The sequence below is a fragment of the Pseudomonas coleopterorum genome (genome assembly GCF_900105555.1).
Taxonomy (GTDB): domain Bacteria; phylum Pseudomonadota; class Gammaproteobacteria; order Pseudomonadales; family Pseudomonadaceae; genus Aquipseudomonas; species Aquipseudomonas coleopterorum.
Genome location: NZ_FNTZ01000001.1, coordinates 3825029 through 3850562, shown reverse-complemented (window position 1 = coordinate 3850562; position 25534 = coordinate 3825029). Strand labels below are relative to the sequence as shown.

Genomic DNA, 25534 nt, shown 5'->3' with positions numbered 1-25534 from the left:
GGCCTGCGTTGCGTTCGATTTCAATGGGGCGACGCCCTGGCCACCAGCGGGGCATGACGCTGATCATCGCGTTGGTATTTCTTCTGCTGCTGACATTGATCGGCATCTCTTCAATGCAAAACGCAACCCTGCAAGAAAAGATGGCTGGCAGTGTAAAGCTGCGCAACGAGTCCTTTCAAATGGCTGAGGCGGCGTTACGGCTGGGCGAAAATGCGGTTGCGGCGTCGGGTTATACATTGGCGGTCTGCGCTGATGTGACCCGGTGTGCGCCTCCTGTCCTGGCCAATACCGGCCTCCCCGCAGCAGGCAACGATGCCAGTTCCGGGGTGATATGGACCGCTGCAGCCAGTGGTGGTCTGTACGGGGTTCAAAAGTTGGGCACCACCAAAGACCCTGCCATCCTTGCCGCGAGTATTCCCGTGACGGAAAACGGTATCTCATTCACGCTTTACAGAATCACAGGCGTCGGATTGCAGGGCACATCCCGTACAGTGCTGGAGACCCTCTATGCCAAGCAGCAATAAATCGACGCAACGCTTGGCCTGGTGGCGCAGCTGCCTGCTCGGTGCACTGGTGAGCGGCTATGTGGCGATGCCTGCCTATGGTTTTACACCATCGAGTTCGCCCCTGCTCAGCGCAGGCGCCGTTACGCCAAACGTGGTATTGCTGGTGGATAACTCCGGGAGCATGAACAGCCTCATCCGATCGACTGCGTTCAATCAGTCGGACGCCCAGACAGCTGTCTACACCTGTAGTGCAAACAACGACTGCCAATATGTAAACGCGCTGGACATGAGCAGCGAGAACATTTTCTACAGCAGTTTCAACCAAGGCACCTGTACCAACCGGGGCTTGGTCGGCTACAGGATGTTCTACAAGTTCACTACGAACCGTCTGGTCTGCATGAAACTGCCTGATCCTGTCGGCTCGGGCAATACGCGTTATTCGGCCAACTATGTTTCCTTTCTGTATGACCAGGTTCCGGCCAATAATCCAAACAGGGATTACACCGATGGCGTTGTTATTCCCAATGACTACCGAATCAACGTAGCTCGCAAGACGGCGGTCGATCTGGTGGGCGCCAATCGCAATCTTCGCATCGGTCTGGCGACGTTCAATCCGCCTGCCTCCGGCAACCCTGGGCCGGGCGGCAACATCGCTCGAGCCGTCGCGGACATTTCGGCTACATCGGATACGACCAAGGCCAACTACACCGCCCTGGTCAATGCCATCAATGGTTTGGGTGCTGTGGCGAACACCCCACTGGCCGAAACCTACTATGAGGTGACGCGCTACTTTCGTGGCATGGCGCCTTACTACAACTCATCGCCTTCAACCTATACCAGCCCCATTCAGTACCGCTGTCAAAAAAACTACGGCGTGGTGATCACCGACGGTCTGCCGACCTATGATCGTACCTTTCCCAAAGACGATCCCTTGGGCGGCAGCAACTTGCCCAACTGGGATGGGATCAGTGCAAACGACGGCAACAACATCAACGGCGACGGTGAGGGCGATACCCTCTACCTGGATGACATTGCCAAGTTCGCCTATGACATCGACATGCGCTCGGGCGGTACCGATCTGGCCGGTAAAAGTTGGGACTCAAGTGATTTTGTCCAGCAGAACATGTTTACCTACACCGTGGGCTTCACGGCCAACAACGACATGCTTTCGGACGCCGCCGACTACGGCAAAGGCCAGTATTACCAGGCCACCGATGCCGCCGGGCTGACGGCGGCACTGGGCGCCGCGCTCAATGCCATTTCTTCGGTCGCAGGCTCGGGTGGGGCAGGGGTTTCCAGTTCGGCAACGTTGACGACAGGCGCGCAGTATTACGAGACGTTCTATGATCCGACCGATTGGCGCGGCACGATCAAAGCGTTCAACTACAACGCCAATGGTACGGTCAACACCACCAAATACAACTGGAGTACCGACGATTTGATCAAACCCGGTACGACATCGGTCTATCAATCCTGGAATACGACCAGTAACGCCGCCGTCACGCTGGCCTTCGATAACTTCTCCACGGCACAGAAAGCGTCGCTGAATGCCAATCTACCTCGCACCATTACAGGGGCTGACTTGGTAGAGTGGAGCAAGGGGACCAATAAAGCAGGATTGAAAACGCGCACAGTGCTGTTGGGCGATATCATCAACTCGCCGCTCGTCTATGCGTCCCCTACTGCCAATACGGCCTCAGACTCAGTGGATGACAACAGCTATTCAACCTATTTGACCAACAAAGCCAAATCGATGAATCCCAACTTGCTGGTCAATACCAACGATGGGTTCGTCAATGTCATCAGCACCAGCGGTCGCCGGGTCTATGCGTACATGCCTTCAAGTGTACTGCCCAACCTGCACTACGTGGCCGACACCGATTATGTCAATGGCACGTCCCATACCTTTCTGGCCGATGGACAAATCACGGTAGCTGACGCGCCACAGGGCAAGACATGGAGAACCGTTGCTCTGGGCGGAGTCGGCGCCGGTGGCAAGGCGTTCTACGCCTTGCAGTTGTTCGACGACTCGGCAGGCAACACCATCAAGGCACTGTGGGAGATTCGTGCGCCCGATACCGCCGATACCAGCAATACTTTCAATGATCTGGGCTACGCCTATGCCAAACCGGAAGTAGGGAGATTGCAGGACGGTACCTGGGCGGCTTTCATCAGTAACGGATATGGCAGCGCTACGGGACGAGCGGCCCTCTATGTCGTGAACTTGAACACAGGGGCCTTTATCAGCAAACTCACAACACCCATTGTGAAGGCTGGAGAAACCGATAACGGTTTGTCGTCGGTCAAGTTGCGGCTGGACGCACAAGGCTATGTTCAGTATGCCTATGGCGGCGACCTCAAGGGACGGCTCTGGAAGTTCAACTTCACAACATCAACCAAAGGTGTCGATCCAACCACACCCTTGTTCACAGCCGCTGGCGAAGCCACACAACCGATCACCGCCCAACCCGTCATAGGCAACTACACCAACGGGCGCAAGCTGATTTTCTTCGGTACCGGAAAGCTCAACGAGTCGGCCGATAAAACCACCAAGAGCCCGCAAGCCTTTTACGCCATCCTGGACAGTGATGCTTCCACGACGAACTACACCCAATCGCAGTTGCAGCAGCAGACCATTACCAACATCACGGGTCAAACTGTTTACACCAGCCAGAACAGCGTCGACTACACGTCTCGTATGGGCTGGTACATGCCGCTCACCTATCAGGGCATCAATGCCGGTGAGCGGGTGATTTACGCTGCGCGTTTGATCGAGGGTCGTATCTATTTCAGTACCGCCATTCTGGATACTACGGATCCTTGCTCCAGCTCCGGTTCAGGCAAAATCATGGAGGTGGATGCTGCTACCGGTAAAATGCTCACCAACTTTGCAGTCTTTGGAAGTACGACCTCGATCAGTGGCTATACCATCAGTGGCGGATTACCCAATTTCTCCGCCTTCGTAGGCAGCGATAGCAACAGCACCGACTCACCCAGCCAAACCATCACGGTGCAGGATTCCAATGGTAACCTTTTCACCTATACCGAGCCCGGCGCCGTACAGAATCGGCGGATCATGTGGCGACAACGACAGTGAGCATGCCTATGGAAAAGCAGCAGGGTTTCACCTTGATAGAGTTGATGATCGTAGTCGCCATCGTCGGCATCCTCGCCGCCATCGCCTACCCCAGCTACACCGAGTACGTGAAGCGTACCCATCGGGTCGAGATCGGCCAGGTACTGGCCGAAGGTGCACAAAATTTCGAGAGGGGGTTCACTCGGACCGGTAGCTACGCCAACGTCGCAGACGTCGCGGGTAATGCCTGGTACAACATCGTGACGGTAAAGGACGCCACCACGTTCAGCCTGACGGCAGCACCAAGGGCGGGCACCATGATGGTCGGTGACAAGTGCGGCAGTTTCGTCATTAACCAGACCGGCGCGCGGACCAATACCGGCATGGCCGCCGGCACCACTTCCGCCACCTGCTGGGGCCGCTGAGCCTTCTTTGGAATCGTTTGATGTCTGAGCATGTTCTGGTTGTCGGCGGCGGTGTCATTGGCCTGCTGACCGCCTATAACCTGGCCGCCCATGTGGATCGCATCACGTTGATCGATCGCAGCGCGGTGGGCCAGGAGTCGTCCTGGGCGGGTGGCGGTATCGTTTCACCGCTGTATCCGTGGCGCTACAGCCCGGCAGTCACTGCCTTGGCGCATTGGTCACAGGATTTCTATCCACAGCTGGGGCAGCGTCTGGCTGCCGAGACAGGCATCGATCCTGAAGTGCACACGACCGGCTTGTACTGGTTGGACCTGGAGGATGAGGCCGAGGCGTTGGCCTGGGCCGAGCGCAATCGTCGGCCGCTGGCGGCTGTGGATATCCTTTCTACCTATGCCACAGTGCCGGTGCTCGGGGCGGGGTTCGAGCGGGCGATTCACATGGCGGATGTCGCCAACGTGCGCAATCCGCGGCTGGTGAAGGCGTTGAAAGCGGCGCTGAACGCGCTGCCCAACGTGACGGTGCGTGAGCACTGTGAAGTGCAGGCTTTCGTGCTGGATGGCCCGCGTGTGATCGGTGTGCATTCAGCACAAGGCGAGCTGCTGGCCGATGAGGTGGTGCTGACTGCGGGAGCGTGGAGCGGTGAGTTGCTGCAGACCTTGGGTGTCGGCTTGCCGGTGGAGCCGGTCAAGGGCCAGATGATTCTGTACAAGTGCGCTGCCGACTTTCTGCCGAGCATGGTGCTGGCCAAGGGGCGTTATGCGATTCCCCGCCGTGATGGGCACATCTTGATTGGCAGCACGCTGGAGCATGCGGGCTTCGACAAGACCCCAACGCAGGAGGCGCTGGACAGCCTGATGGCCTCGGCGGTCGATCTGCTGCCGGCCCTGGCCGATGCCACGCCGGTGCGGCAGTGGGCCGGGTTGCGTCCGGGGTCGCCGGAGGGGGTGCCGTTCATTGGCCCGCTTCCGCGGCATCCGGGTCTGTGGCTGAACTGCGGGCATTACCGTAACGGGCTGGTGCTGGCGCCGGCTTCGTGTCGTCTGCTGGTGGATTTGATGGTGGGCTGTGACACCGTGATCGATCCAGCGCCTTACGCACCTCAGGACCGAATCGACCTATAACAGCGCCACAAACCCTGTAGCAGCGGCGCGAGCCGCGTCTGGCCCTACCGTGTTCATTCAGGTACACCGCATGCACCGCCGACGCGGCTCGCGCCGCTGCTACAGAGATCGCATGCACCGCCGACGCGTTTGTTCGGGCACACCGCGTACACAGCCGACGCGTTTGTTCAGGCACACCGCGTACAAGCCGACGCGTTCACTCAGGCCCATCACGCAAACCCTGTAGCAGCGGCGCGAGCCGCGTCGGCGGTGAACGCGGTGGCAGGGGATCAATCCAGCCCGAGCTTCTTCAGGCGATAGCGCATCGAACGGAACGACATGTTCAGCCGCTGCGCCGCCGCCGTGCGGTTCCAGCGGGTTTCTTCCAGGGCTTGCAGGATGAGCTTGCGCTCCACGCTTTCCAGGTAATCTTCCAGGTTGTCGATCTGGGCCAGGCTGGGCTCGCCGGTCTCCACGGTGGACGCCGTTTCGCTCAGGCGCAGGTCGCTCGCTTCGATGCGGTCGTCCTCACACAAGGTGTAGGCCCGCTCCAGCATGTTCTCCAGCTCCCGCACATTGCCGGGAAAGCGGTAGCCCTTGAGGGTTTCCAGGGCGGCGGGCGTCAACTGTGCGGCAGGCAGGCCGCTGCCTTGCGCCAGGCGCGCCAGCACGCTGGTGGCCAGCAGCGGAATGTCTTCACGGCGCTCGCGCAGACAAGGCACGCGAAGCTCGATCACGTTGAGGCGGTAGTACAGATCCTGACGAAAACGCTGGGCCGCCACTTCGGCTGCCAGGTCTTTATGGGTCGCGCTGAGAATACGCACATCGACCACGTTTTCGGTCTGCCCGCCCACCGCGCGCACGGCCTTCTCCTGAATGGCGCGCAGCAACTTCACCTGCATGGTCAGCGGCAGGTCGGCCACCTCGTCGAGAAAGAGTGTGCCACCGTGGGCGGCCTGAAACAGTCCCGGCTTGTCTTCGGTGGCGCCGGTGAAGCTGCCCTTGCGATGGCCGAAGAACTCGCTCTCCATCAGTTCGGCAGGGATGGCCCCGCAGTTGACCGGGATGAACGGTCGATCCGCCCGTGGGCCCTGCTCATGGATCAGCCGGGCGACCAGTTCCTTGCCGCTGCCTGACTCGCCGCTGATGTAGACCGGCGCCTGGCTGCGCGCCAGACGGCCGATCTGCTTGCGCAGGCCGAGCATGGGAGGCGACTCGCCGAGCAGGCGCTGGTCGATGCTCGGTTCCTTGCCGGCAGGAGCGGGCGCTGGCATGCGCAGCGCGGCACCGACCAACTCGCGCAGGCGCGGCAGATCGACCGGTTTGGTGAGGAAATCGAAGGCGCCGGCCTTGAGTGCGTTGATCGCCGTATCCAGGCTGCCGAACGCAGTGATCATGGCCACCGGCACGTGGGAGTAGCGCTGCTGGATGAATTGCACCAGCTCAAGACCGGTACCGTCGGGCAGGCGCATGTCGGTCAGGCACAGATCGAACGATTCGCGGCCCAGCCATTCGCGGGCTTCGGCGACATCGCGCGCACTGCGGGTTTCCAGCTTCATGCGGCCAAGGGTGATCTCCAGCAGTTCACGAATGTCCGGCTCGTCGTCCACGATCAGAATTTTTTGCCTGGCGCTCATAGTCATCCCTGTTTGCGCGGGTGGGCGAAGGTGATACGCATGCAGCTCCCGCCTTTTTCACGTGCCCTGTAGTCTAGGTGGGCCTGATTGCTTTCGCACAGCTCGCGGGAAATATACAGGCCCAGCCCGGTGCCGTTGCTTTCGGTGGTGAAGAAAGGCTCGAACATGTGCTGCAACTGATCGGCGGCAAAGCCCGGGCCGTCGTCCAGCACCTCAAGGATCGGTAAACCGTTGGTCGGCTCCACGAACAGATTCAGCCAAACCTGCGCGCGGCCCTGTTGCTGGGCGCTGTAGCGCAGGCCGTTTTCCACCAGGTTGTTCAGCACCTGGGTCAACTGGTTGGCATCCATGCGCGTTTCCAGGGTGCCGTCGCTGACATACATATGCAACTGTTGGCCTGGACGGGCGGTGGTGCGGAATTCGCTGACGAAGTTTTCCAGCCAGGCTTTGAGGTCCAGTGGGTGCGGCGCGCTGGGGCGGCGACGCGACAGCTGCAACACGTTTTCGATGATCAGGTTCATGCGCTTGCAGTGATCCTGAATGATCTGGGTCAGGCGCCGGTCGGCGGCCGGCAGGTCTTCGGACTCCTGCAACAACTGGCCTGCATGGCTGATGGCCCCCAGCGGATTGCGGATCTCGTGGGCGATGCTGGCCGTGAGACGACCCAGGGCAGCCAGCTTGAGCTGTTGTGCCTGCTGCGCGATCTGCGACAGGTCCTCGAGAAACACCAGCGTCTGTTGCTGCTCGCCACCGCGGCGCAGGGCAATGAAGCTGGCCTGGATCGACGCACCGGTAGGCGACAGCTTCAAGCTCTTGACCCGCAAGGCTGGATTGGTCTGCCACTGCAACAGACGCTCGATCAAGTCGGGAGAGTGATCGGCGATCAGTTCGCCATTGAGCGTCATGCGCCCGAACAGGGCCAGGGCGCCCTGGTTGGCCAGTTGCACGCGCAGTTCGGTGTCCAGCACCAGGATGCCAGTTCGCATGCGCTGCAGGATCAGCGAATTCAAGGCCTCCAGGCTGGTGACATCACTGGCGCGTTGTTCGGCCAGGTTCTCGCTGGTGCTCAGCAGTCGGCTCAGCCCCTGAACCACGAACCACACGGCGAAGCACAGCACACCCAAGGTACTCGCCTGCAGGTAGTCATTGGCGGCGGCCGGGCGGGAGATGCTCAGATAGAACGTCAGGTAGATGATGCCGATGGTGGCGAGTGCGGCGATCAACAGGCCGAGGCGACCGCGCAGCAACAGGTTGCCCATGGCCACGGAGGCGATCATCAGGTTGCCGATGCCGCTGGGCGTGCCGCCACCGGCGTAGAACAGGCCGGCGAGCATGATCACGTCGGCGGTGGCCAGGCTGAATACCGGCAGCACCCGGCGCGGGTTGCCCATCAGCACCACGACCAGGATGTTGAGAATGAGGTAGAGCCAGCTGCCGGCGCGGAACAGTTCGCCATCGGCGACTTCCAGCAGGCGGTTGTCCATGTTGCTGGAAATCAGCAGGACCAGGGACAGACCAATGGTCAAGCGGTAGAGGTGGTACAGGCGCAGCATCCGCTGCGCCTGGGCGCCGCCGAGAAACTGCGCTTCAGCGGGCACCGTTGCCGGGCCCTTGCTCCAGATGAGGCTGGCTGCAATACCAATGGCTGTCACGACGCAACGCGCTGTCCTCTGGCAGGTGCACGCCGCATTGGGCGCAGCGAACCATGGTCAGCGAGGCCGGCTTGTGCTCTTCGCGAGGCGCGCGGGCGGGAGTCTTGAATCTGCGCCAGAGCCAGATGGCGGCGAAGACGATGGCGATCCAGAAAATCAGGCGAATCATGGGAAGGTCAGCTTTGCCAGGGAAGATGGCGCAGTGTAGGAGCGAGCCCGACGCGGAGCAAGCGGCGGGCGAGGGTAGGCCTTGGCAAGCCCGGGTGTGAGCAGTCATTGGCTGGGAAAAACACCTGTGGGAGCGGGTCTCTGCCCGCGAAAGGGGCCCTGCGGTGTATCAGGCAGACCGCAGTGAGCCCTTCGCGGGCAGAGACCCGCTCCCACAGGCATATATCTGCTACACAGGCATACATCTGCTCCACAGGCATACACATACAAATGCCCTCTGCCAGAAGGACAGTGCCTGCGGTTATTCCAATAAAAAAGGGGCCGGAGCCCCTTTTTTCAGTACGACCGCGCTTCAGTCGAACAGACCAAAGGTCGCGTAGCTGAACCACGAGCGGCTCTTGCCTTCTTCGGCGTTCGGCTGCTGCTGGTCGGCGGTGCCGCCGTCCTCAGGGGGCAGCAGTTCCTTCGGAATGGCGTCGCGCGCTTCCTGGTACTGGCGTTGCACATCTTGGTTGGCGCGGGTTTCGCCCGGTGGCAGCGGGTCGGTGTTGGAACCGATCCAGCCCAGGGTGGCCTTGGAGATCCACGAGCGGTTGTCCGCTTCGTCCTGCTGAGGCACGAACTTGCCGTCTTCCAGGCTCGGGTGGTCCGGATAGTTGGCCTTCAACGTTTCCAGGGTGGTGGCCGCCAGATCGTCCAGGTGCAGACGCATGTAGGCTTCGGTCATCACCGCCAGGCCGTCGCCGACGGACGGCGTTTCCTGGAAGTTTTCCACCACGTAGCGGCCACGGTTGGCGGCTGCGACGTAGGCCTGACGGGTCAGGTAGTAGTCGGCCACGTGGATTTCGTAGGAGGCCAGCAGGTTGCGCAGGTAGATCATGCGCTGCTTGGCATCGGGCGCGTAGCGGCTGTTGGGGTAGCGGCTGGTGAGCTGGGCGAACTCGTTGTAGGAGTCACGGGCAGCGCCAGGGTCACGCTTGGTCATGTCCAGCGGCAGGAAACGCGCCACCAGGCCACGGTCCTGGTCGAACGAGGTCAGGCCCTTGAGGTAATAGGCGTAGTCGACGTTCGGGTGCTGCGGATGCAGGCGGATGAAACGCTCGGCAGCCGACTTTGCCGCTTCGGGCTCGGAGTTCTTGTAGTTGGCGTAGATCAGCTCGAGCTGCGCCTGGTCGGCATAGCGGCCGAACGGATAACGCGACTCCAGCGCCTTGAGCTTGGCCGTGGCACTGGTGTAGCTGTTGTTGTCCAGGTCGGCCTGCGCCTGCTGGTACAGCTCGACTTCGCTGAGGTTTTCATCGACCACTTCTTTGGTCGAAGAACAGGCCGCGGTGAGTCCGAGGATGGCGATCAGCAGCAGGTGTTTCACTTGCATGGCGGCTAGCGTCCCTATAAACGGCCGCTGTCTCGGGCGTGGCCGTCCTGTTATGATGAGCACCCCGTGGAACCCCCGGGGCAAAAGACGCCGTATTTAACCACAAGCGTGCAGCCGAAACCAAAGGCTGTGCCGCCGCCTAGTCCGAGCATGTCCGAGATCATACAACTTCGCGCAGAGGTACCGTCCGATTTGGGCGGACAACGCCTCGACCAAGTCGCCGCCCAACTATTCGCAGAGCACTCGCGCTCGCGCCTTTCCGCCTGGATAAAAGAGGGCCGCCTGACCGTGGACGGGGACGTTCTGCGTCCGCGCGATACCGTGCATGGCGGTGCCCTGCTCGAGCTCAATGCCGAGCAGGAAGCCCAGGGTGAATGGGTGGCTCAGGACATCGACCTGGACATCGTCTACGAAGACGACCAGATCCTTGTCATCAACAAGCCGGCGGGCCTGGTGGTCCACCCGGCCGCGGGTCACGCCGACGGCACCCTGCTCAATGCCCTGCTGCACCATGTGCCGGACATCATCAACGTACCGCGCGCCGGCATCGTTCACCGTCTGGACAAGGACACCACCGGTCTGATGGTGGTGGCCAAGACCATTCAGGCGCAGACCCAGTTGGTGTCCCAGCTGCAGAGCCGTTCGGTGAGCCGCATCTATGAGTGCATCGTCATCGGCGTGGTCACCGCCGGTGGCAAGATCAACGCGCCGATCGGTCGGCACGGTCAGCAGCGCCAGCGCATGGCCGTGATGGAAGGCGGCAAGCAGGCCGTCAGCCATTACCGCGTGCTCGAACGCTTCCGCTCCCACACTCACGTGCGGGTCAAGCTGGAAACCGGCCGGACCCATCAGATTCGCGTGCACATGTCGCACATCAACTTTCCCCTGGTGGGTGACCAGGCCTACGGCGGCCGCTTCCGTATTCCGCCCGCGGCCAGCGCGACCATGGTCGATGCACTGAAAACCTTTCCGCGCCAGGCCCTGCACGCCCGTTTCCTGGAGCTCGACCATCCGACGACCGGTGAGCGCATGGGCTGGGAATCGCCATTGCCCGACGACTTCGTCTGGCTGCTGTCGCTGCTCAAGCAGGATCGCGAGGCCTTCATCGGGTGACCACTTTCGCGCAGGGCCTGTTGCTTCCCGACTGGCCAGCCCCGGCTTCGGTCAGGGCCTGCGTGACCACCCGCGAAGGCGGCGTCAGCCCGGCGCCGTATGACAGCCTGAACCTGGGCGCACACGTGGGCGACGATCCTCATTGCGTGGTGCAGAACCGCCTGCGTCTGACCGCTCACTTCGGCATCCTGCCCGCCTGGCTGAACCAGGTGCACGGGGTGCGGGTGGTCGAAGCCGACCCCAGCCGCGTGCTGGAAGCCGACGGGAGCTGGACCGCTACGCCGGGGATCGCCTGCACATCGATGACCGCCGACTGCTTGCCTGCGCTGTTCTGCAATCGCGCCGGGACCCAGGTCGCCGCCGCTCATGCCGGTTGGCGCGGGCTGGCGGCCGGCGTTCTGGAAGCGACAGTGCAGACGTTCCGCGATCCGCCCGAGCAGGTCATGGCCTGGCTCGGTCCGGCCATCGGTCCACGGCGCTTCGAAGTCGGCGGCGAGGTGCGTGAGGCCTTCATGTCGATCCATCCGCATGCTGGCGATGCATTCGCGCCGGGTGCCGTGCCTGGCAAGTTTTTGGCCGACATCTATGCCTTGGCGCGGATTCGCCTGGCGGCGGTCGGAGTGACGGCGGTGTATGGCGGGGGATTGTGCACCGTGGAAGACGAGCGCTTCTTTTCCTATCGCCGCGCGCAGGTCACCGGGCGCTTCGCTTCACTGGTGTGGCTGGAACCCTAGCGTCGCAGCTGATGGCCCCTCAGCGAGCCCAGTGTGGGAGCGGGCTTGCGCGATAGGCGGCGAAGGGGCCAGCACTGACACAACCTACCCAGACCTACAACTCCCATCCTTGAATCTTCCCCATTACCCCCCATCTAACTGTCATCCCCGGCAGGTTTTCTTCATCAGGTGTGTCCATCGCTCCGGCCTGCCCCTTTCAGGAAGGTGACTCATGCGTATTGACCGTTTGACCAGCAAGCTTCAACTCGCGTTATCCGACGCACAATCCCTGGCCGTTGGCATGGACCATCCTGCCATCGAGCCCGCGCACCTGATGCAGGCGCAACTTGACCAGCAGGGCGGCTCGATTCGTCCGTTGCTGATGCAGGTCGGTTTCGACGTCAACAGCCTGCGCAAGGCGTTGAGCAAAGAGCTCGACCAATTGCCGAAAATCCAGAACCCGACCGGCGACGTCAACATGTCCCAGGATCTGGCACGCCTGCTCAATCAGGCCGACCGGCTGGCGCAGCAGAAGGGTGATCAATTCATCTCCAGCGAGCTGGTCTTGCTGGCCGCCATGGACGACAACAGCAAGCTCGGCAAACTGCTGTTGGGGCAGGGCGTCAGCAAGAAGGCTCTGGAAAATGCCATCAGCAACCTGCGTGGCGGCGAGGCGGTCAACGACCCCAACGCCGAGGAGTCGCGCAAGGCGCTGGAGAAATACACCGTCGACCTGACCAAGCGCGCCGAGGAGGGCAAGCTCGACCCAGTGATCGGCCGTGACGACGAGATCCGTCGGACCATCCAGGTGCTGCAGCGTCGCACCAAGAACAACCCGGTGCTGATCGGCGAACCCGGCGTGGGCAAGACCGCCATCGCCGAGGGCCTGGCCCAGCGCATCATCAATGGCGAAGTGCCCGATGGCCTGCGTGGCAAACGCCTGCTCAGCCTGGACATGGGCGCGCTGATTGCTGGCGCCAAGTTCCGCGGTGAATTCGAGGAACGCCTGAAGTCGCTGCTCAATGAACTGTCCAAGCAGGAAGGGCAGATCATTCTGTTCATTGACGAACTGCACACCATGGTCGGCGCCGGCAAAGGCGAGGGCTCCATGGACGCTGGCAACATGCTCAAGCCGGCGCTGGCCCGAGGCGAACTGCACTGCGTAGGCGCCACCACGCTCAACGAGTACCGCCAGTACATCGAGAAAGACGCAGCGCTGGAGCGGCGCTTCCAGAAGGTGCTCGTCGATGAGCCAAGCGAGGAAGACACCATCGCCATCCTGCGTGGCCTCAAGGAGCGCTATGAGGTTCACCACAAGGTGGCGATCACCGATGGCGCGATCATTGCGGCCGCCAAGCTGAGCCATCGCTACATCACCGATCGCCAGCTGCCCGACAAGGCCATCGACTTGATCGACGAAGCGGCCAGCCGTATCCGCATGGAAATCGACTCCAAGCCCGAGGTCCTGGACCGCTTGGAGCGTCGCCTGATCCAGCTCAAGGTCGAGTCTCAAGCCCTGAAGAAGGAAGACGACGAAGCCGCGATCAAGCGTCTGGAAAAACTGACCGAAGAAATTGCCCGGCTGGAACGCGAATACGCCGACCTGGAAGAGATCTGGACGTCGGAAAAAGCCGAAGTGCAGGGCTCCGCGCAGATTCAGCAGAAGATCGAGCAGTCCCGTCAGGAGCTGGAAACCGCGCGTCGGCGTGGCGACCTGAGCCGCATGGCCGAACTGCAGTACGGGGTGATCCCCGATCTGGAGCGCAGCCTGCAGATGGTCGACCAACATGGCAAAAGCGACAACCAGTTGCTGCGCAGCAAGGTCACCGAAGAAGAAATCGCCGAAGTAGTATCGAAGTGGACCGGGATTCCGGTGTCGAAAATGCTCGAAGGCGAGCGCGACAAGCTGCTGAAGATGGAAAGCCTGTTGCATCAACGCGTGATCGGCCAGGAAGAGGCCGTGGTGGCCGTGTCGAATGCGGTACGCCGTTCGCGTGCCGGCCTGTCCGACCCGAACCGTCCGAGCGGCTCGTTCATGTTCCTCGGCCCCACCGGCGTGGGCAAGACCGAGCTGTGCAAGGCGCTGGCCGAGTTCCTCTTCGATACCGAGGAGGCAATGGTGCGCATCGACATGTCGGAGTTCATGGAGAAGCATTCGGTGGCCCGCCTGATCGGCGCGCCGCCCGGGTACGTGGGTTATGAAGAAGGCGGCTATCTGACCGAAGCGGTTCGTCGCAAGCCGTACTCGGTGTTGCTCTTGGACGAAGTGGAGAAAGCGCACCCGGACGTGTTCAACATTCTCCTGCAGGTGCTCGAGGATGGACGTTTGACCGACAGTCATGGCCGCACCGTCGACTTCCGCAATACGGTGATCGTGATGACCTCGAACCTGGGGTCGGCGCGCATCCAGGAGCTGGTCGGCGACCGCGAGGCGCAACGCGCAGCGGTCATGGATGCAGTGACCAGCCATTTCCGTCCGGAGTTCGTCAACCGGATCGACGAGGTGGTGATCTTCGAACCGCTGGCGCGCGATCAGATTGCCGGGATCACGCAGATCCAATTGGCCCGCTTGCGCAGCCGTCTGGCCGAGCGCGATTTGAGCCTGGAGCTGAGCGACGAGGCGCTGGATAAGCTGATCGCGGTAGGCTACGACCCGGTGTACGGCGCGCGTCCGCTGAAGCGCGCGATCCAGCGCTGGATCGAGAACCCGCTGGCGCAGTTGATCCTCTCGGGCAAATTCCTGCCGGGGACCTCAGTGCAGGCGTCGGTAGTGGATGATGAGATTGTGTTTGCTTGATTGATGAGGGTCAGTGAGGCCCTCTTCGCGGGCAGAGGGCTCGCCGCCCGCCCCGCTCCCACAGGAACGTTGCATACCTGTGGGAGCGGGCTCTGCCCGCGAAGAGGCCCGACATGACACACCTCTTTGATTTCCCGTTGCATTTTCGTTTCAAGGCTTGTAAAGTGCGCCCCGCTGTCGGTCATCCCGCAGAACCAAACGCTTCACCCGGTTCTGAAAAAAAGTTGCAAATCAGTGTCTTGAAAGCAATTTAAAGGGTTGACAGGGGTTTTGAAGATTGTAGAATAGCGCGCCTCAGAGACATGAACGCAGCGATGCGAACAGGTCGAAGAGTTCAAGGCGGTAGTGATACAGGCTTGAAGCTGTAGCAGATGTAGATGTACTGAAATTGCTGTAGATGTTCTGAAATTGATAGTTCCGTGATAGCTCAGTCGGTAGAGCAAATGACTGTTAATCATTGGGTCCCAGGTTCGAGTCCTGGTCACGGAGCCAAATTTCATATCGGGGTATAGCGCAGTCCGGTAGCGCGCCTGCTTTGGGAGCAGGATGTCAGGAGTTCGAATCCCCTTACCCCGACCATATTTGGGTCGTTAGCTCAGTTGGTAGAGCAGTTGGCTTTTAACCAATTGGTCGTAGGTTCGAATCCCACACGACCCACCATTTTTGATTCCGGTTCGCCGGGTCGAATCTTAAAAGCCCCACCGATTAACACCGGTGGGCAGCAGAAAAGGCGCCTTCCGGGGTGCCTTTTTTGTACCGGGGTATAGCGCAGTCCGGTAGCGCGCCTGCTTTGGGAGCAGGATGTCAGGAGTTCGAATCCCCTTACCCCGACCATATTCGAAGAAAGGCGCCTGTCATAGGCGCCTTTTTTTTGTTCCCAATTCAATGCGCCACCCCCTGTAGCAGCGGCGCAAGCCGCGTCCGGCCCCACCGCGTCGCCGGTGACGCAGCTCGCACGCCCCTGTAGCAGCGGTGCAAGCCGCGTCCGGCATCACCGCGTCACGTCACAAGTAACGCGGCCGATCCTCCATCAATGCAACTTCAATCGCGGCTCAGTGCCACGTCCGATACGGCTGCCCAGCATCAACATGCCGGTACGGAACAGGCCATACAGCGCCGCCTGGTGCATCCGGTACAGCGACACGTAGAACATGCGTGCCAGCCAACCTTCCAGCATCACGCTGCCGGTCAGGTTACCCATCAGATTGCCCACCGCCGAAAAGTGCGAGAGCGAAATCAGCGAGCCGTAGTCCTTGTAGGTGTACTCCGGCAGGGCCTTGCCCTCGATACGCAGCTTCAGAGACTTGGCCAGCAACGAAGCCTGCTGGTGGGCGGCCTGAGCGCGCGGCGGTACGTTGCGATCGGTACCCGGCTGAGGGCACGCCGCGCAGTCGCCGAACGCGAAGATGTCGTCGTCGTGAGTGGTCTGCAAGGTCGGGCGCACCACCAGCTGATTGATGCGGTTGGTCTCCAGGCCATCGATGTCCTTGAGGAAACCCGGCGCCCGAATGCCCGCCGCCCACACCTTCAGGCTGGCAGGAATGACCTGTCCACTGCTGGTCAGCAGGCTTTCGGCAGTCACTTCGCTCACGGCGGCATTGGTCAGCACCGTCACGCCCAGTTTTTCCAGAGTCTGGTGCACTGGTTGGCCGATACGCTCCGGCAGCGCCGGCAACACCCGTGGACCGGCTTCGATCAAGGTGATGCGCATGTTCTCGGGCGCGATGCGGCCCAGACCATAGGCCGCCAGTTCCTTGGCCGCATTGTGCAACTCGGCCGCCAGCTCGACCCCTGTGGCACCGGCACCGACGATGGCCACGCTGATCTGCGCGCGGCTTTCATCGTGTCCGGCGTGCGCACGCAGGTAGTGGTTGAGCAACTGCTGATGGAAGCGCTCGGCCTGCTTGCGCGTGTCCAGAAACAGACAATGCTCGGCTGCACCCTGGGTACCGAAGTCATTGGTAGTGCTGCCCACGGCGATCACCAACGTGTCGTAGCCAATGCTGCGCGCCGGCACCAGCTCCAGACCGGTTTCCGGATCCAGGGTAGCGCTCAGCTGGATCTGCTTGGCCGCCCGGTCCAGGCCACTCATGCGACCCAGCTGGAACTCGAAATGGTTCCACTTGGCCTGGGCAACGTAGTTGAGCTCGTCTTCTGACGAATTCAGCGAACCGGCTGCCACTTCATGCAGCAGCGGTTTCCAGATATGGGTCAGGTTGGCGTCCACCAGCGTGATGCTGGCCGTGCCGCGCTTGCCCAAGGTCTTGCCCAGGCTGGTGGCCAGTTCCAGGCCGCCGGCGCCGCCGCCGACGATAACGATGCGATGTGTCATGGAAAGCTCTCATAAGGTTAAGGAATTCGTTGGGTCTGCGAGGGGGGCGAGCGCAAGGCAGCTCATAGCTCCACACCTTCAGGCAGACGGTTCCGCGGGCCCTGCGACGGCGGTTATCGAGGCAAGGAGCGGACGCTCGACTTGCTGCCGACAAGCACACAGACAATCGCCGACCCATAGGGCGCGGTTCACGTGGCAGGGCTTGGAACCATGAACAGGTAGACGTTTCAGACGCTGGCAAGGCTACAGGGTTCCTGACAGTCGGTACGGACGATGACGCTTTGTATCATCGCCGCTGCGGATACGCCATGGCTGATAAATGGCGGTTGTCACAAACTGATGCCGACATCGAAAACGATGCTGCGGCCCAGGTTGTTGCGCAGAAAATCCGGCGCATCCGGATGGGCGAACAAGACCCGCGCGAAGGTCGGTCCGACCAGCGACAGCGAGCGCCAGCCCTGGCGGAGAAATTCGGTAGGCGGCGGAAAATGGCTGTTAAGGTCCAGGGTTTCGCGCTTGAGGCTGGCAAAGGCAATGATGTCCAGCTCGCCCAGGTCCAGGCCGCGTTCGCGATAGTTGTGGGCTTTCTTGCGCAGGGTCGGGGCGAGCCGTTGCAGCAGCTCTGGCGCACGAATGCGCTTGGGCCGAGCTTCGCGGCGCACCAGTTGGCTGAGGGAGAAGGCGCTGCGGCGGCGTTGCAGCTCTTCACGCCATTCATCATTGAGTCGGCGACCTTCATCGAGTACGAAAAACACTTCGAAACTGGCGTCGCGAAACAGCACGTCCGGCGGCTCCTGGCCGGCAGGGGTGAACTCGTCGTCGCGGTAGGTGATGTTCAGACCCTGCAAAAGGCGCTCGCACACCCAACGCTCGCGCTCCCATTTGCGCGCATTGGACAGAAAGGCGTTGGCTTGCTCGGCCTGGCTGGTGAGCAAACGCAGGTAGTCGGAGTCATCCATGGCCCTAGCTTAGCCCGCCTGTGCGACGAAAAGAATAATGGCCAACGCTTCAAAATCGCCGGGCAATGGGTAAGGATGGGATTTTCCCAGGAGCTGCACCATGCCCAGCATCAAGATCACCTCCGGCGGCTATGAATTCTTGGCCGAAACCCACCCCGACGCACCGCAGACGGTGGAGGCGTTTCTCAAGCTGCTGCCCTATCGGCAGAAAATCATCCACGTACGCTGGAGCGGTGAGGCGTGCTGGGTGCCGTTGGGTGAATTTCAGTTGCTGCGAGGCGATGCGCCGGTAGGCTTCGAGAACCACACCAGTCACCCGTCGGTAGGGGACGTGCTGTTTTATCCGGGGCCGTACAGCGAAACGGAAATCCTGCTGGCCTACGGCTCGTGCTGTTTCGCCAGCAAGATGGGGCAGTTGGCCGGCAACCATTTCCTGACCATCGTGCAGGGCAAGGAAAACCTTCGAGCCCTGGGCGTGAAGACGTTGTGGGAAGGGGCACAGGAGGTGCTGTTCGAATTGGCGTGATCCGTTCGCGACGCGGTTTGGTCGAAGCCGCGCGGTGCGACCGGACGCGGCTTGCGCCGCTGCTACAGAAAAGCGCCAATCCCCTGTAGCAGCGGCGCAAGCCGCGTCAACGGTACACGCGGTTTTCCAGAATGTAATGAAGGGAGGCAGGCAACATCGGCCCATGCCCCAGCCCGGGAAACACGTGGTAATCAACGCGCAAACCGGGCACGCCGCTAACACCCTTCAACAACCGCTCCATGGCCACCCCCGGCGCCTGCGTCGAGCGCGCCGGCCCACCCGGTCCGGCTGCCTCGGCGTCACCCCGCATCAACGTCAACCCCACCTTGTTCTGGCCCACTTGGTCCGCCAAGCCGTCCAACGGCTCGAGCACCGCACCGTTTTCCCACCACAGCGAAGGACTGGCCGCAGCGTAATGCTGAAACGCCCCAGGCCGGGTCAGCAGGGCATGCAGCACCAGCAATCCGCCATAGGAATGCCCCCACAATGTTTGCCGTTTCACATCCACCGGTACGGCGTGCTCCACCAGCGGTTTGATTCGCTGATCCAGCAGATCGAGAAACTGATCGGCGCCGCCGCTGGGCAACCCGGAGGGCGCATCGATCTGCGTGTCGCCGGTCACTTGAGGCGTGTAATCGAAGGTTCGCGCCGGTCGGTCGATACGCAGCGGCGTGGTCGAGCCGATGGCCACGATCAGCGGTGCGTCCGCGCCTTCGTTCAAGCGCCGTAGCAGTGTCTGGTCCAATGAACCCACGGCAGCATTGCCATCGAGCAGGTACACCACCGGGTAGCCAGCGGCCGGGGCGGGCTGGTCCGGGCGGCCGATGTACAGCCGGTAATGCCGCTGCCCGTCCGCCGAGTCCAGGGGTCGGGTGGTGAACCCATAGCCAGTGTCGGGCCGTTCCAGCACCGGGGCCACCATGGGCTGCTGCGGGTCCGGACGTGCTTGCGCGGCGCCGTGTGAAATCAGGGCGGCCATTGCCAGCCCGCTGATGATCGTATGCTTCATCAGAACGACGCCGTCAGGCTGGTGTAGAGCGTGCGGCCCGACTCGTTGTAGGTGGCCGCGCCCGCGCCTTCGATGTTGTTCACACCCTGGGCATTGCCCTCGCGATACAGGCGCTTGTCGAGCAGGTTGTCGATGCCCGCCGTCAGGCTCAGGTGCCGAGTCAGCGCATAGGTGCCGCTGACGCCGACCAGCGCGTAGGGCGACAGCTGATTGTTGGATGTGCCGGTCACTCGTGCACCGTGGTAGTCGTATTTCTTGGGCTTCTGCTTGCCGTACCAGGCCACATTGGCCTGCAGTGACAGCGCTTCGCTGGCCTGCCAGTCGAGCATCGAATTCAGGGTGTACTTGGGCGTCACCGAAAGCACATCGCCGGTTTCCTTGTTCACCGAACGCAGCATGTAGGTGAAGTTGTTGGTCCAGTTCAGATCATCCGTCAGGGGCAAGGTCAGGTTGCCTTCCAATCCCTCGACCAGGGCCTTGGGCACGTTTTCCCACTGGAAGATGCTGGCGTTGGCAGTCGTCCCGCTGCCACCGATGGCGGTGCCGACCGGGGTCAGGCCCGATTCGATCTTGTTGCGGTAATCGTTGCGAAAGTAGGTCAGGCCGGCCACCACGCCGTCTTTGCGATATTCCACGCCCAGCTCCTTGTTGACGCTGGTTTCGGCTTCCAGGTCGGCATTGCCCTGCAGGTAGCAACTGGTGGTCTGGCCGTAGCAACCCTGACCGTTGCTATACAGCAGGTAGTTGGGGTTCAGTTGGTAGAGGTTCGGCGCTTTGTAGGCACGGGCGATGCCGGCCTTCACGGTCACAGTGTCAGTCAGCACCTGGGACAGGTTGAGCGACGGACTCCAGTTGTCGCCCACGATGTCGTGATGGTCCAGGCGCAAGCCGGGGGTCAGCTTGGTGCCGGGGAACAGCTCGATGTTGTCCTCGACGAACAGCGAAGCGATGCGTGCCTCCGAACTACCGCTGCGGTTGCTGCTGGCCAGGCCCGGTATGGCGCCACCGGCCGTGGTGGTCTGCACGTTGGAATTGGGGTCGCCAAGGCTCTGCTCGACCCACTCCGTGCCCAAGGTCAGCATCTGATCGACGCCCCAATGCAGCGGCAGGCTGACCTCGCCGTGGGCAGTCAGGTCGCGCACCACGTTGGTGGTGAAATCAGTGCTGGAAAAGATGCCCTCGGTGCCACCTGCCAGGCCTTCCTTCACGCGTCGATTGCGGGTCTTTTCATACTGCAGATAGGCCAGCGAGGTGCCGAAATCCCAGTCGCCGCGGTGGGTCAGGGCGTAGTTCTCGCGGTAGAGAATGTTGGTTTCATGGCCCACCAGGCTGCGTACCGTGGCGTTGCTGTTGGTGTTCTGGGTATCGCCGGTGTAGATGTTGCCCTGGCGGCTGTAGCCCGCTTCCAGATCCACGGTCTGCTCGGGGCTGAGCTTCCAGCTCAGCAGCCCGTTGATGTCCTTGTTGCGCACGCCTTCGCGCCCGGCCGGCAGGGTGCCGATCTGGTTGCCGGTGCGCCGCGACTCATGGCCGCTGTTGATGTCCTGATCGTCGGCATCGCTCTTGGCGACATTGCCGAACACGCGGTAGCTCAGCGCATCGGTCAATGGCCCGTTCAGGCCGAAATTGACCCGCTTGGTGGTGCCTTCCGCGCTGTGTTGCGAAAAGGATTGGTAGACCGTCGCCGAACCGTGGGTCTGGGTACCCGGCTGCTTGGTGATGATGTTCACCACGCCGCCCGCCGCGCCATTGCCGTAACGGGCCGCGGCCGGACCCCGAATGACTTCGATACGCTCCACCTGATCCGCCGGCACCCAGTTGGTGTCACCGCGGCTGTCGCGCTCGCCGCGCCAGCCATAACGCACCGAATTGCGGCTGTTCACCGGTCTGCCGTCGACCAGGATCAAGGTGTTTTCCGGCCCCATGCCGCGAATATCGATCTGCCGGTTGTTGCCGCGCTGGCCGCTGCTGGAGTTGCCGGTCAGGTTGACCCCCGGCATGGTGCGGATGATCTGCGACAGGTCGTTGGCCGGCGGACGCTTGCGAATGTCTTGCGCCGTGATGATCGACACACCGGGCGCCTGCTTGATCTCTTCTTCGGCCGTGGCCACCACCGAAGACGCTTCCAGCTCCACGAGTTCGGCTGTCGTGTTGTCGGCCGACGCGGTTGCGGGGAGCAGATGGCAAGCGCCCAGAAGCACGGCGAAATAGGGCAGGGGCGGCAGGCGCAGGCGCATCGTTGGATCTCCATGAACTGGCCAGGGTGGCCGGAAGATCGAAGATGATAATAATTGCTAAATGATAGTAAAGCGCATTAACTTTCTAAACACTTGGCGTCTGGCTCGGCGAGTCATGGGCCAACAGACGCAGGTTCATGCGCAGACCGTGATCCCCGCGGCTGGCCCACAGCTGGCCGCCCTGCAACTCGACGGCGCGGCGAGCGATGCTCAAGCCCAGGCCGAAGCCCTTGCCCGGCGTGCCATCCAGGCGCAAAAACGGTTCGAAGATCCGCTCCAGGTCGGCGACGTCGACGCCGGGCCCTTGGTCCTCTACGCACAAATGCCAGAAGAGGCCATCACGGTGGCCATGAAGTGTCACCCAGCCTTGCGCTGGCGAGTGCCGGACCGCATTGCGCAGCAGGTTCTCCAGTGCCTGAGCGAGGCTGTTCAGGTGGGCCTGCACCACGCAGTCGTCCGGCACCTCGCAGCGCAAGCGATGGGCCGGCCAGTGGCTCTCGAACTGTACGTCTTGCACCAGCGCCTCCCATACCGAACGTACCCGCACCTCTTCTCGGGGCAGGTCGGGCCGTTCGGTATCGAGCCAGGCCAGGTCCAGCGCATCCTCGACCAGTCGCTGCATCTCGTCGACTTCGCGCGACACGCGCGCCTGCAATTGCCCGTCTGGCAGGCCACTGTCGCTGGCCACGCGCAGACGGGTCAGCGGGGTACGCATCTCGTGGGACAACGTGCGCAACAATTGACGTTGCTGTTGCAGGCTCTGCCGCACACGCTGGGCCATGTGCTCGTAAGCCTGGGCCAGTTCGCCCAGTTCGTCGCGCCGTTGCGCGACCGCACTGCTGGCGACCGGCTCGAGGTCGTCGGCACGCAGCGCGTTGGCGCGTTCGCGCAGTTCATTGAGCGGCACCACCAGATGCCGATAAAGCAACAGCCCCAACAGCAGCGCCAGCGCAGCCGGCATCAGGCCGTGAGTGACGATGTGGGTCCAGGGCGTGAGCCCCTCCGGTAGCAGCCGTTCCGGCAGTTGCAGTACCAAGCGACCTTGTTCGGGATGCCGAGGAAAGGCGATGCTGACATACGGCAGTTCGTCGTCCAGGCGTCGGCTCATGGGCCAGTCGAGCTTGCGCATGAAGGTCAGGTGGCTGGATTCATCGTGGCTCAAGGCGCTGGTGCCCAGGCTTTGCAGTTGCGGACCGATCACCGCTGCCCAGGTTCGCTGATCGGCCATGAACCGTTCGCGCCATCGCTCCACCCCATCTGCGCCTTCGTTCAGCCAGCGCTGTTCGGCCTGCTCGGCATGGGCCGCCAGACCCTGTCGGGTGGCAGGGTCTAGAAAATAACTGCGCCGCTCCACGTGCAGGCCCCAGAACCACACCAGCCACACCAGCAGCAGACAGAAACCCGTCTGCAGCAAAGCCAGCTTCCACAGCAGCGAATGACGCCGACGCATCACCCTGCGACCACCAGTACGTAACCCTGGCCGCGTACTGCCTGGATCTGCACATGGTCGGCACCGATCTGGCCCAGCTTGCGCCGTATGTTGCACACATGCACATCCAGGCCGCGGTCCAGCCGTGTGTAGCTGCGGTGCAGCACCTGTTGATAGAGGAACGCCTTGCTCAAGGCCTCACCAGCGTGGTCGAGCAGGGTGCACAGCAGCCGGTACTCGGAGCTGGTGAATCCAGCCGGGCGTTGGTGGTAGTGGATGTCCTGAGCATGGCCGTCACGGATCAACCCGGCCATATCGGTTTCAGCGCGGGTCGGCGTGGCGCGGCGGTCCAGGGCCACTCGGCGCAGCAGCGCGTCGATACGCGCATCAAGCTCGGCGAGGCTGAAAGGCTTGGGCAGGTAATCGTCTGCGCCCTGGGTAAAACCGCTGATGCGATCCTGCTCGGCGCCCAGGGCCGACATCAGCATGACCGGCGTACCGTGGGCCTGGCGCAATTGGCTCAAGACCTTCAGCCCGTCGAGGCCGGGCAACATGATGTCCAGCAGAATCAGGTCGAACGGTTCACGCTGCGCCAGCAGCAAGGCTGCGTCACCGCGTTCGCACACCTGCACCACCAGACCGCGACGTTGCAGGTGCAGGCACAGCTGTTCGCGAAGCTCGGCGTCGTCTTCGACCAGCAGTACGCAAGGGGGTTTTTGATAGTCATTCACAATTGCGCAATTGTTGCATCCCGAAGACTGCATCACAATCGCGCAATGCAACGCTGCTTCAATGACCGCGCGGTGGCAGGTCCTCGCTGAACAGCTCGTCCTCGGCATCCGGGCTGACCGGAATCTTGTGTTCCTCGGCCGCCCAGGCGCCCAGGTCGATCAGTTTGCAACGGTCGGAACAGAACGGCCTGTTCACATTCGCTGCCGTCCATTCCACCGGCGCCCCGCAAGTCGGGCAATCAACGGTCAAGGGTTGGCTCATTCTCGGCCTCCACGCAAAGTCAGGTAAAAAGTATGCAGCCGCTCGACTTCCGAGTGCAGCCAGGCCAGATCACGGTCGTTGACCAGCACATCGTCCGCCAGCGCCAGCCGCTGCTCGCGGCTGGCCTGGGCTTTGAGAATCGCCTGGACCTGCTCCGGTGTGGTTTGGTCGCGCAGGAGGGTCCGCGCGACCCGCACTGCCTCGGGCGCATCCACCACCAGCAGACGCTGGGTGATGCGGTATTGGCCGGACTCGACCATCAAGGGTGACACGAACACCGCGTAGGGCGACGTCGCCGATGCCAGCGATTGCGCAATTTCCTCGGCGATCAGTGGGTGCAACAACGCTTCGACCCAGCGCCGCTCCTGCGCATCCTCGAAGATCACCTTGCGCAGCGCTCCGCGATCCAGGCTGCCATCGGCCTGCAACAGCGCCGCGCCATAGCGCTCGACCAGCGCCGCCAACGCCGGACGCCCCTGCTCCACCACCCAGCGCGAGGCCTGGTCGGCGTCCACCACGTGCACGCCCAACTCGGCAAAGCGCTGCGCTGCCGCGCTCTTGCCGCTGGCAATGCCACCGGTCAGACCCAGCACCCACGGTTTATCCACAGCTGTTGTCATCGGAACCCGGCAAACTGCATGTATGAAGTGGTTATTTGATCACCCCACAGCAATGCAATCCACCCCGCGATGGCCAGATAGGGCCCGAACGGGATCGGCGTACTGGTTTGTGCGTTGCGCATCCGCAGCATCAACACCCCCAGCACCGCCCCCACCAGCGACGACAGCAGAATGGTCAGCGGCAGAATCTGCCAGCCACCCCAAGCCCCCAGCATGGCCAGCAACTTGAAATCGCCGTAGCCCATGCCTTCCTTGCCGGTGATCAACTTGAACGCCCAATACACCAGCCACAAGCTGAGATAACCGGCCACCGCGCCCCACAGCGCGTCATACAGGCTCGTGAACAACCCCTGCCCATTGACGATCAACCCCAGCCACAACAGCGGCAGCACCAGCACATCCGGCAGCAACTGGTGATCGGCATCGATCAGACTCATCGCCAGCAGCGCCCAGGTCAGCACCAGAAACGCCGCCGCCTCCCAGCCCAGGCCGAAGTGATACACCACGAACGCACTGAGAATGCCTGTGGCCAGCTCGACCAGCGGATAACGCAGACTGATCTTCGCCCGACAGCTGGAGCACTTGCCGCGCAGCATCAGGTAGCTCACCACCGGAATGTTCTCCCAGGCGCGAATCTTGTGCGAGCAGTGCGGGCACTCGGAGTGCGGGAGCAGCAGGTTATAGGTCGCGCCTGCCGGCTCTGGCGGCAGGCCAAGCATTTCCCGGGACTGCGTGGTCCAGTCGCGGTCGAGCATGATGGGAAGGCGGTGGATGAGGACGTTGAGGAAGCTGCCGATGATGAGGCCCAGGAGGAGGGCGCAGGCGGCTAGGGCCAGCGGGCTGGCCAGGAATTCGAGTAGGAGCATG

Annotated in this window: 21 protein-coding genes and 4 tRNA genes; 12 read left to right on the top strand and 13 right to left on the bottom strand. The window is 62.0% G+C overall.

Annotated elements, in window-relative coordinates; translation table 11 throughout:
* Window positions 1-53: 53 nt before the first annotated feature.
* The 4 genes from BLV18_RS17305 to thiO are packed head-to-tail and all read left to right on the top strand — an operon-like array spanning window position 54 to window position 5128.
* Complete coding sequence (locus tag BLV18_RS17305; RefSeq protein WP_056844089.1) at window positions 54-524, top strand: pilus assembly PilX family protein; 471 nt, start codon at window positions 54-56, stop codon at window positions 522-524.
* Complete coding sequence (locus tag BLV18_RS17300; RefSeq protein WP_090360359.1) at window positions 508-3603, top strand: pilus assembly protein; 3096 nt, start codon at window positions 508-510, stop codon at window positions 3601-3603. Before BLV18_RS17305 ends, BLV18_RS17300 begins: the two co-directional genes overlap by 17 nt.
* A gap of 8 nt (window positions 3604-3611) precedes the next feature.
* Window positions 3612-4007 carry a type IV pilin protein gene (locus BLV18_RS17295; RefSeq protein WP_090362383.1) on the top strand — a complete coding sequence of 132 codons (396 nt, stop codon included), beginning with the start codon at window positions 3612-3614 and terminating at the stop codon, window positions 4005-4007.
* Window positions 4008-4027: 20 nt separating this feature from the next.
* Window positions 4028-5128 carry a glycine oxidase ThiO gene (gene thiO / locus BLV18_RS17290; RefSeq protein ID WP_090360356.1) on the top strand — a complete coding sequence of 367 codons (1101 nt, stop codon included), beginning with the start codon at window positions 4028-4030 and terminating at the stop codon, window positions 5126-5128.
* A gap of 269 nt (window positions 5129-5397) precedes the next feature.
* On the opposite strand, the gene BLV18_RS17285 is transcribed toward thiO, so the two are convergent.
* The 4 genes from BLV18_RS17285 to BLV18_RS17270 form a co-directional block, all read right to left on the bottom strand.
* Entirely contained in the window at window positions 5398-6744 is a 1347-nt protein-coding gene (locus BLV18_RS17285; RefSeq protein WP_208598865.1) for a sigma-54-dependent transcriptional regulator, read from the bottom strand.
* 2 nt (window positions 6745-6746) lie between these two features.
* Window positions 6747-8342, bottom strand: a complete 1596-nt coding sequence (locus tag BLV18_RS17280; protein WP_375143178.1) for a sensor histidine kinase — start codon at window positions 8340-8342, stop codon at window positions 6747-6749.
* The gene (locus BLV18_RS17275) at window positions 8332-8565 is read right to left on the bottom strand and encodes a PP0621 family protein (RefSeq protein WP_049860967.1); all 234 of its coding nucleotides are present in this window, start codon (window positions 8563-8565) and stop codon (window positions 8332-8334) included. The genes BLV18_RS17280 and BLV18_RS17275 overlap by 11 nt, the downstream gene beginning before the upstream one ends.
* A 351-nt stretch (window positions 8566-8916) precedes the next feature.
* On the bottom strand, window positions 8917-9939 hold the full coding sequence (locus BLV18_RS17270; protein ID WP_049860968.1) for an outer membrane protein assembly factor BamD: 1023 nt from the start codon (window positions 9937-9939) through the stop codon (window positions 8917-8919).
* Between the two features lie 150 nt (window positions 9940-10089).
* Between BLV18_RS17270 and rluD the strand changes: the two genes are divergently transcribed.
* The 7 genes from rluD to BLV18_RS17235 all read left to right on the top strand — a co-directional run bounded on the left by rluD (window position 10090) and on the right by BLV18_RS17235 (window position 15396).
* Entirely contained in the window at window positions 10090-11052 is a 963-nt protein-coding gene (gene rluD, locus BLV18_RS17265) for a 23S rRNA pseudouridine(1911/1915/1917) synthase RluD (protein WP_049860969.1), read from the top strand.
* Complete coding sequence (gene pgeF, locus BLV18_RS17260; RefSeq protein WP_090360353.1) at window positions 11049-11786, top strand: peptidoglycan editing factor PgeF; 738 nt, start codon at window positions 11049-11051, stop codon at window positions 11784-11786. Before rluD ends, pgeF begins: the two co-directional genes overlap by 4 nt.
* Window positions 11787-11997: 211 nt before the next feature.
* Window positions 11998-14562, top strand: coding sequence for an ATP-dependent chaperone ClpB (gene clpB, locus BLV18_RS17255; protein ID WP_049860971.1), 2565 nt, complete (start codon window positions 11998-12000; stop codon window positions 14560-14562).
* A 416-nt stretch (window positions 14563-14978) separates the two neighbouring features.
* Window positions 14979-15054, top strand: a tRNA-Asn gene (locus BLV18_RS17250).
* 10 nt (window positions 15055-15064) lie between these two features.
* Window positions 15065-15141 (top strand) — tRNA-Pro (locus BLV18_RS17245).
* Window positions 15142-15146: 5 nt separating this feature from the next.
* Window positions 15147-15222, top strand: a tRNA-Lys gene (locus tag BLV18_RS17240).
* A 97-nt stretch (window positions 15223-15319) separates the two neighbouring features.
* Window positions 15320-15396: transfer RNA gene (locus BLV18_RS17235), tRNA-Pro, on the top strand.
* 196 nt (window positions 15397-15592) lie between these two features.
* Here the strand turns inward: BLV18_RS17235 and BLV18_RS17230 are convergent.
* Window positions 15593-16894, bottom strand: a complete 1302-nt coding sequence (locus BLV18_RS17230) for an NAD(P)/FAD-dependent oxidoreductase (RefSeq protein WP_090360351.1) — start codon at window positions 16892-16894, stop codon at window positions 15593-15595.
* A 329-nt stretch (window positions 16895-17223) separates the two neighbouring features.
* Window positions 17224-17853 carry a DUF1780 domain-containing protein gene (locus BLV18_RS17225; protein WP_049860973.1) on the bottom strand — a complete coding sequence of 210 codons (630 nt, stop codon included), beginning with the start codon at window positions 17851-17853 and terminating at the stop codon, window positions 17224-17226.
* 100 nt (window positions 17854-17953) lie between these two features.
* On the opposite strand from BLV18_RS17225, the gene BLV18_RS17220 reads away from it, so the two are divergent.
* Window positions 17954-18379 (top strand): DUF3830 family protein, encoded by a 426-nt coding sequence (locus tag BLV18_RS17220; RefSeq protein WP_049860974.1) that lies wholly within the window; start codon window positions 17954-17956, stop codon window positions 18377-18379.
* Between the two features lie 106 nt (window positions 18380-18485).
* Here BLV18_RS17220 and BLV18_RS17215 read toward each other — a convergent pair whose 3' ends face one another.
* From BLV18_RS17215 to BLV18_RS17185, 7 genes are all read right to left on the bottom strand, one after another.
* Entirely contained in the window at window positions 18486-19388 is a 903-nt protein-coding gene (locus BLV18_RS17215; protein WP_090360348.1) for an alpha/beta hydrolase, read from the bottom strand.
* Window positions 19388-21625 (bottom strand): TonB-dependent siderophore receptor, encoded by a 2238-nt coding sequence (locus BLV18_RS17210; RefSeq protein WP_090360346.1) that lies wholly within the window; start codon window positions 21623-21625, stop codon window positions 19388-19390. The genes BLV18_RS17215 and BLV18_RS17210 overlap by 1 nt, the downstream gene beginning before the upstream one ends.
* An 85-nt stretch (window positions 21626-21710) precedes the next feature.
* Window positions 21711-23075 (bottom strand): HAMP domain-containing sensor histidine kinase, encoded by a 1365-nt coding sequence (locus tag BLV18_RS17205; protein WP_090360343.1) that lies wholly within the window; start codon window positions 23073-23075, stop codon window positions 21711-21713.
* Window positions 23075-23785 carry a response regulator transcription factor gene (locus tag BLV18_RS17200; protein ID WP_279626324.1) on the bottom strand — a complete coding sequence of 237 codons (711 nt, stop codon included), beginning with the start codon at window positions 23783-23785 and terminating at the stop codon, window positions 23075-23077. The genes BLV18_RS17205 and BLV18_RS17200 overlap by 1 nt, the downstream gene beginning before the upstream one ends.
* 58 nt (window positions 23786-23843) lie before the next feature.
* Window positions 23844-24047 carry a DNA gyrase inhibitor YacG gene (yacG, locus tag BLV18_RS17195; RefSeq protein ID WP_049861149.1) on the bottom strand — a complete coding sequence of 68 codons (204 nt, stop codon included), beginning with the start codon at window positions 24045-24047 and terminating at the stop codon, window positions 23844-23846.
* The gene (coaE, locus tag BLV18_RS17190; protein WP_090360338.1) at window positions 24044-24667 is read right to left on the bottom strand and encodes a dephospho-CoA kinase; all 624 of its coding nucleotides are present in this window, start codon (window positions 24665-24667) and stop codon (window positions 24044-24046) included. The genes yacG and coaE overlap by 4 nt, the downstream gene beginning before the upstream one ends.
* Window positions 24664-25533: a prepilin peptidase gene (locus tag BLV18_RS17185; RefSeq protein WP_090360335.1), complete on the bottom strand. Its 870-nt coding sequence runs from the start codon at window positions 25531-25533 to the stop codon at window positions 24664-24666. Before BLV18_RS17185 ends, coaE begins: the two co-directional genes overlap by 4 nt.
* Between the last annotated feature and the right edge of the window lies 1 nt (window position 25534).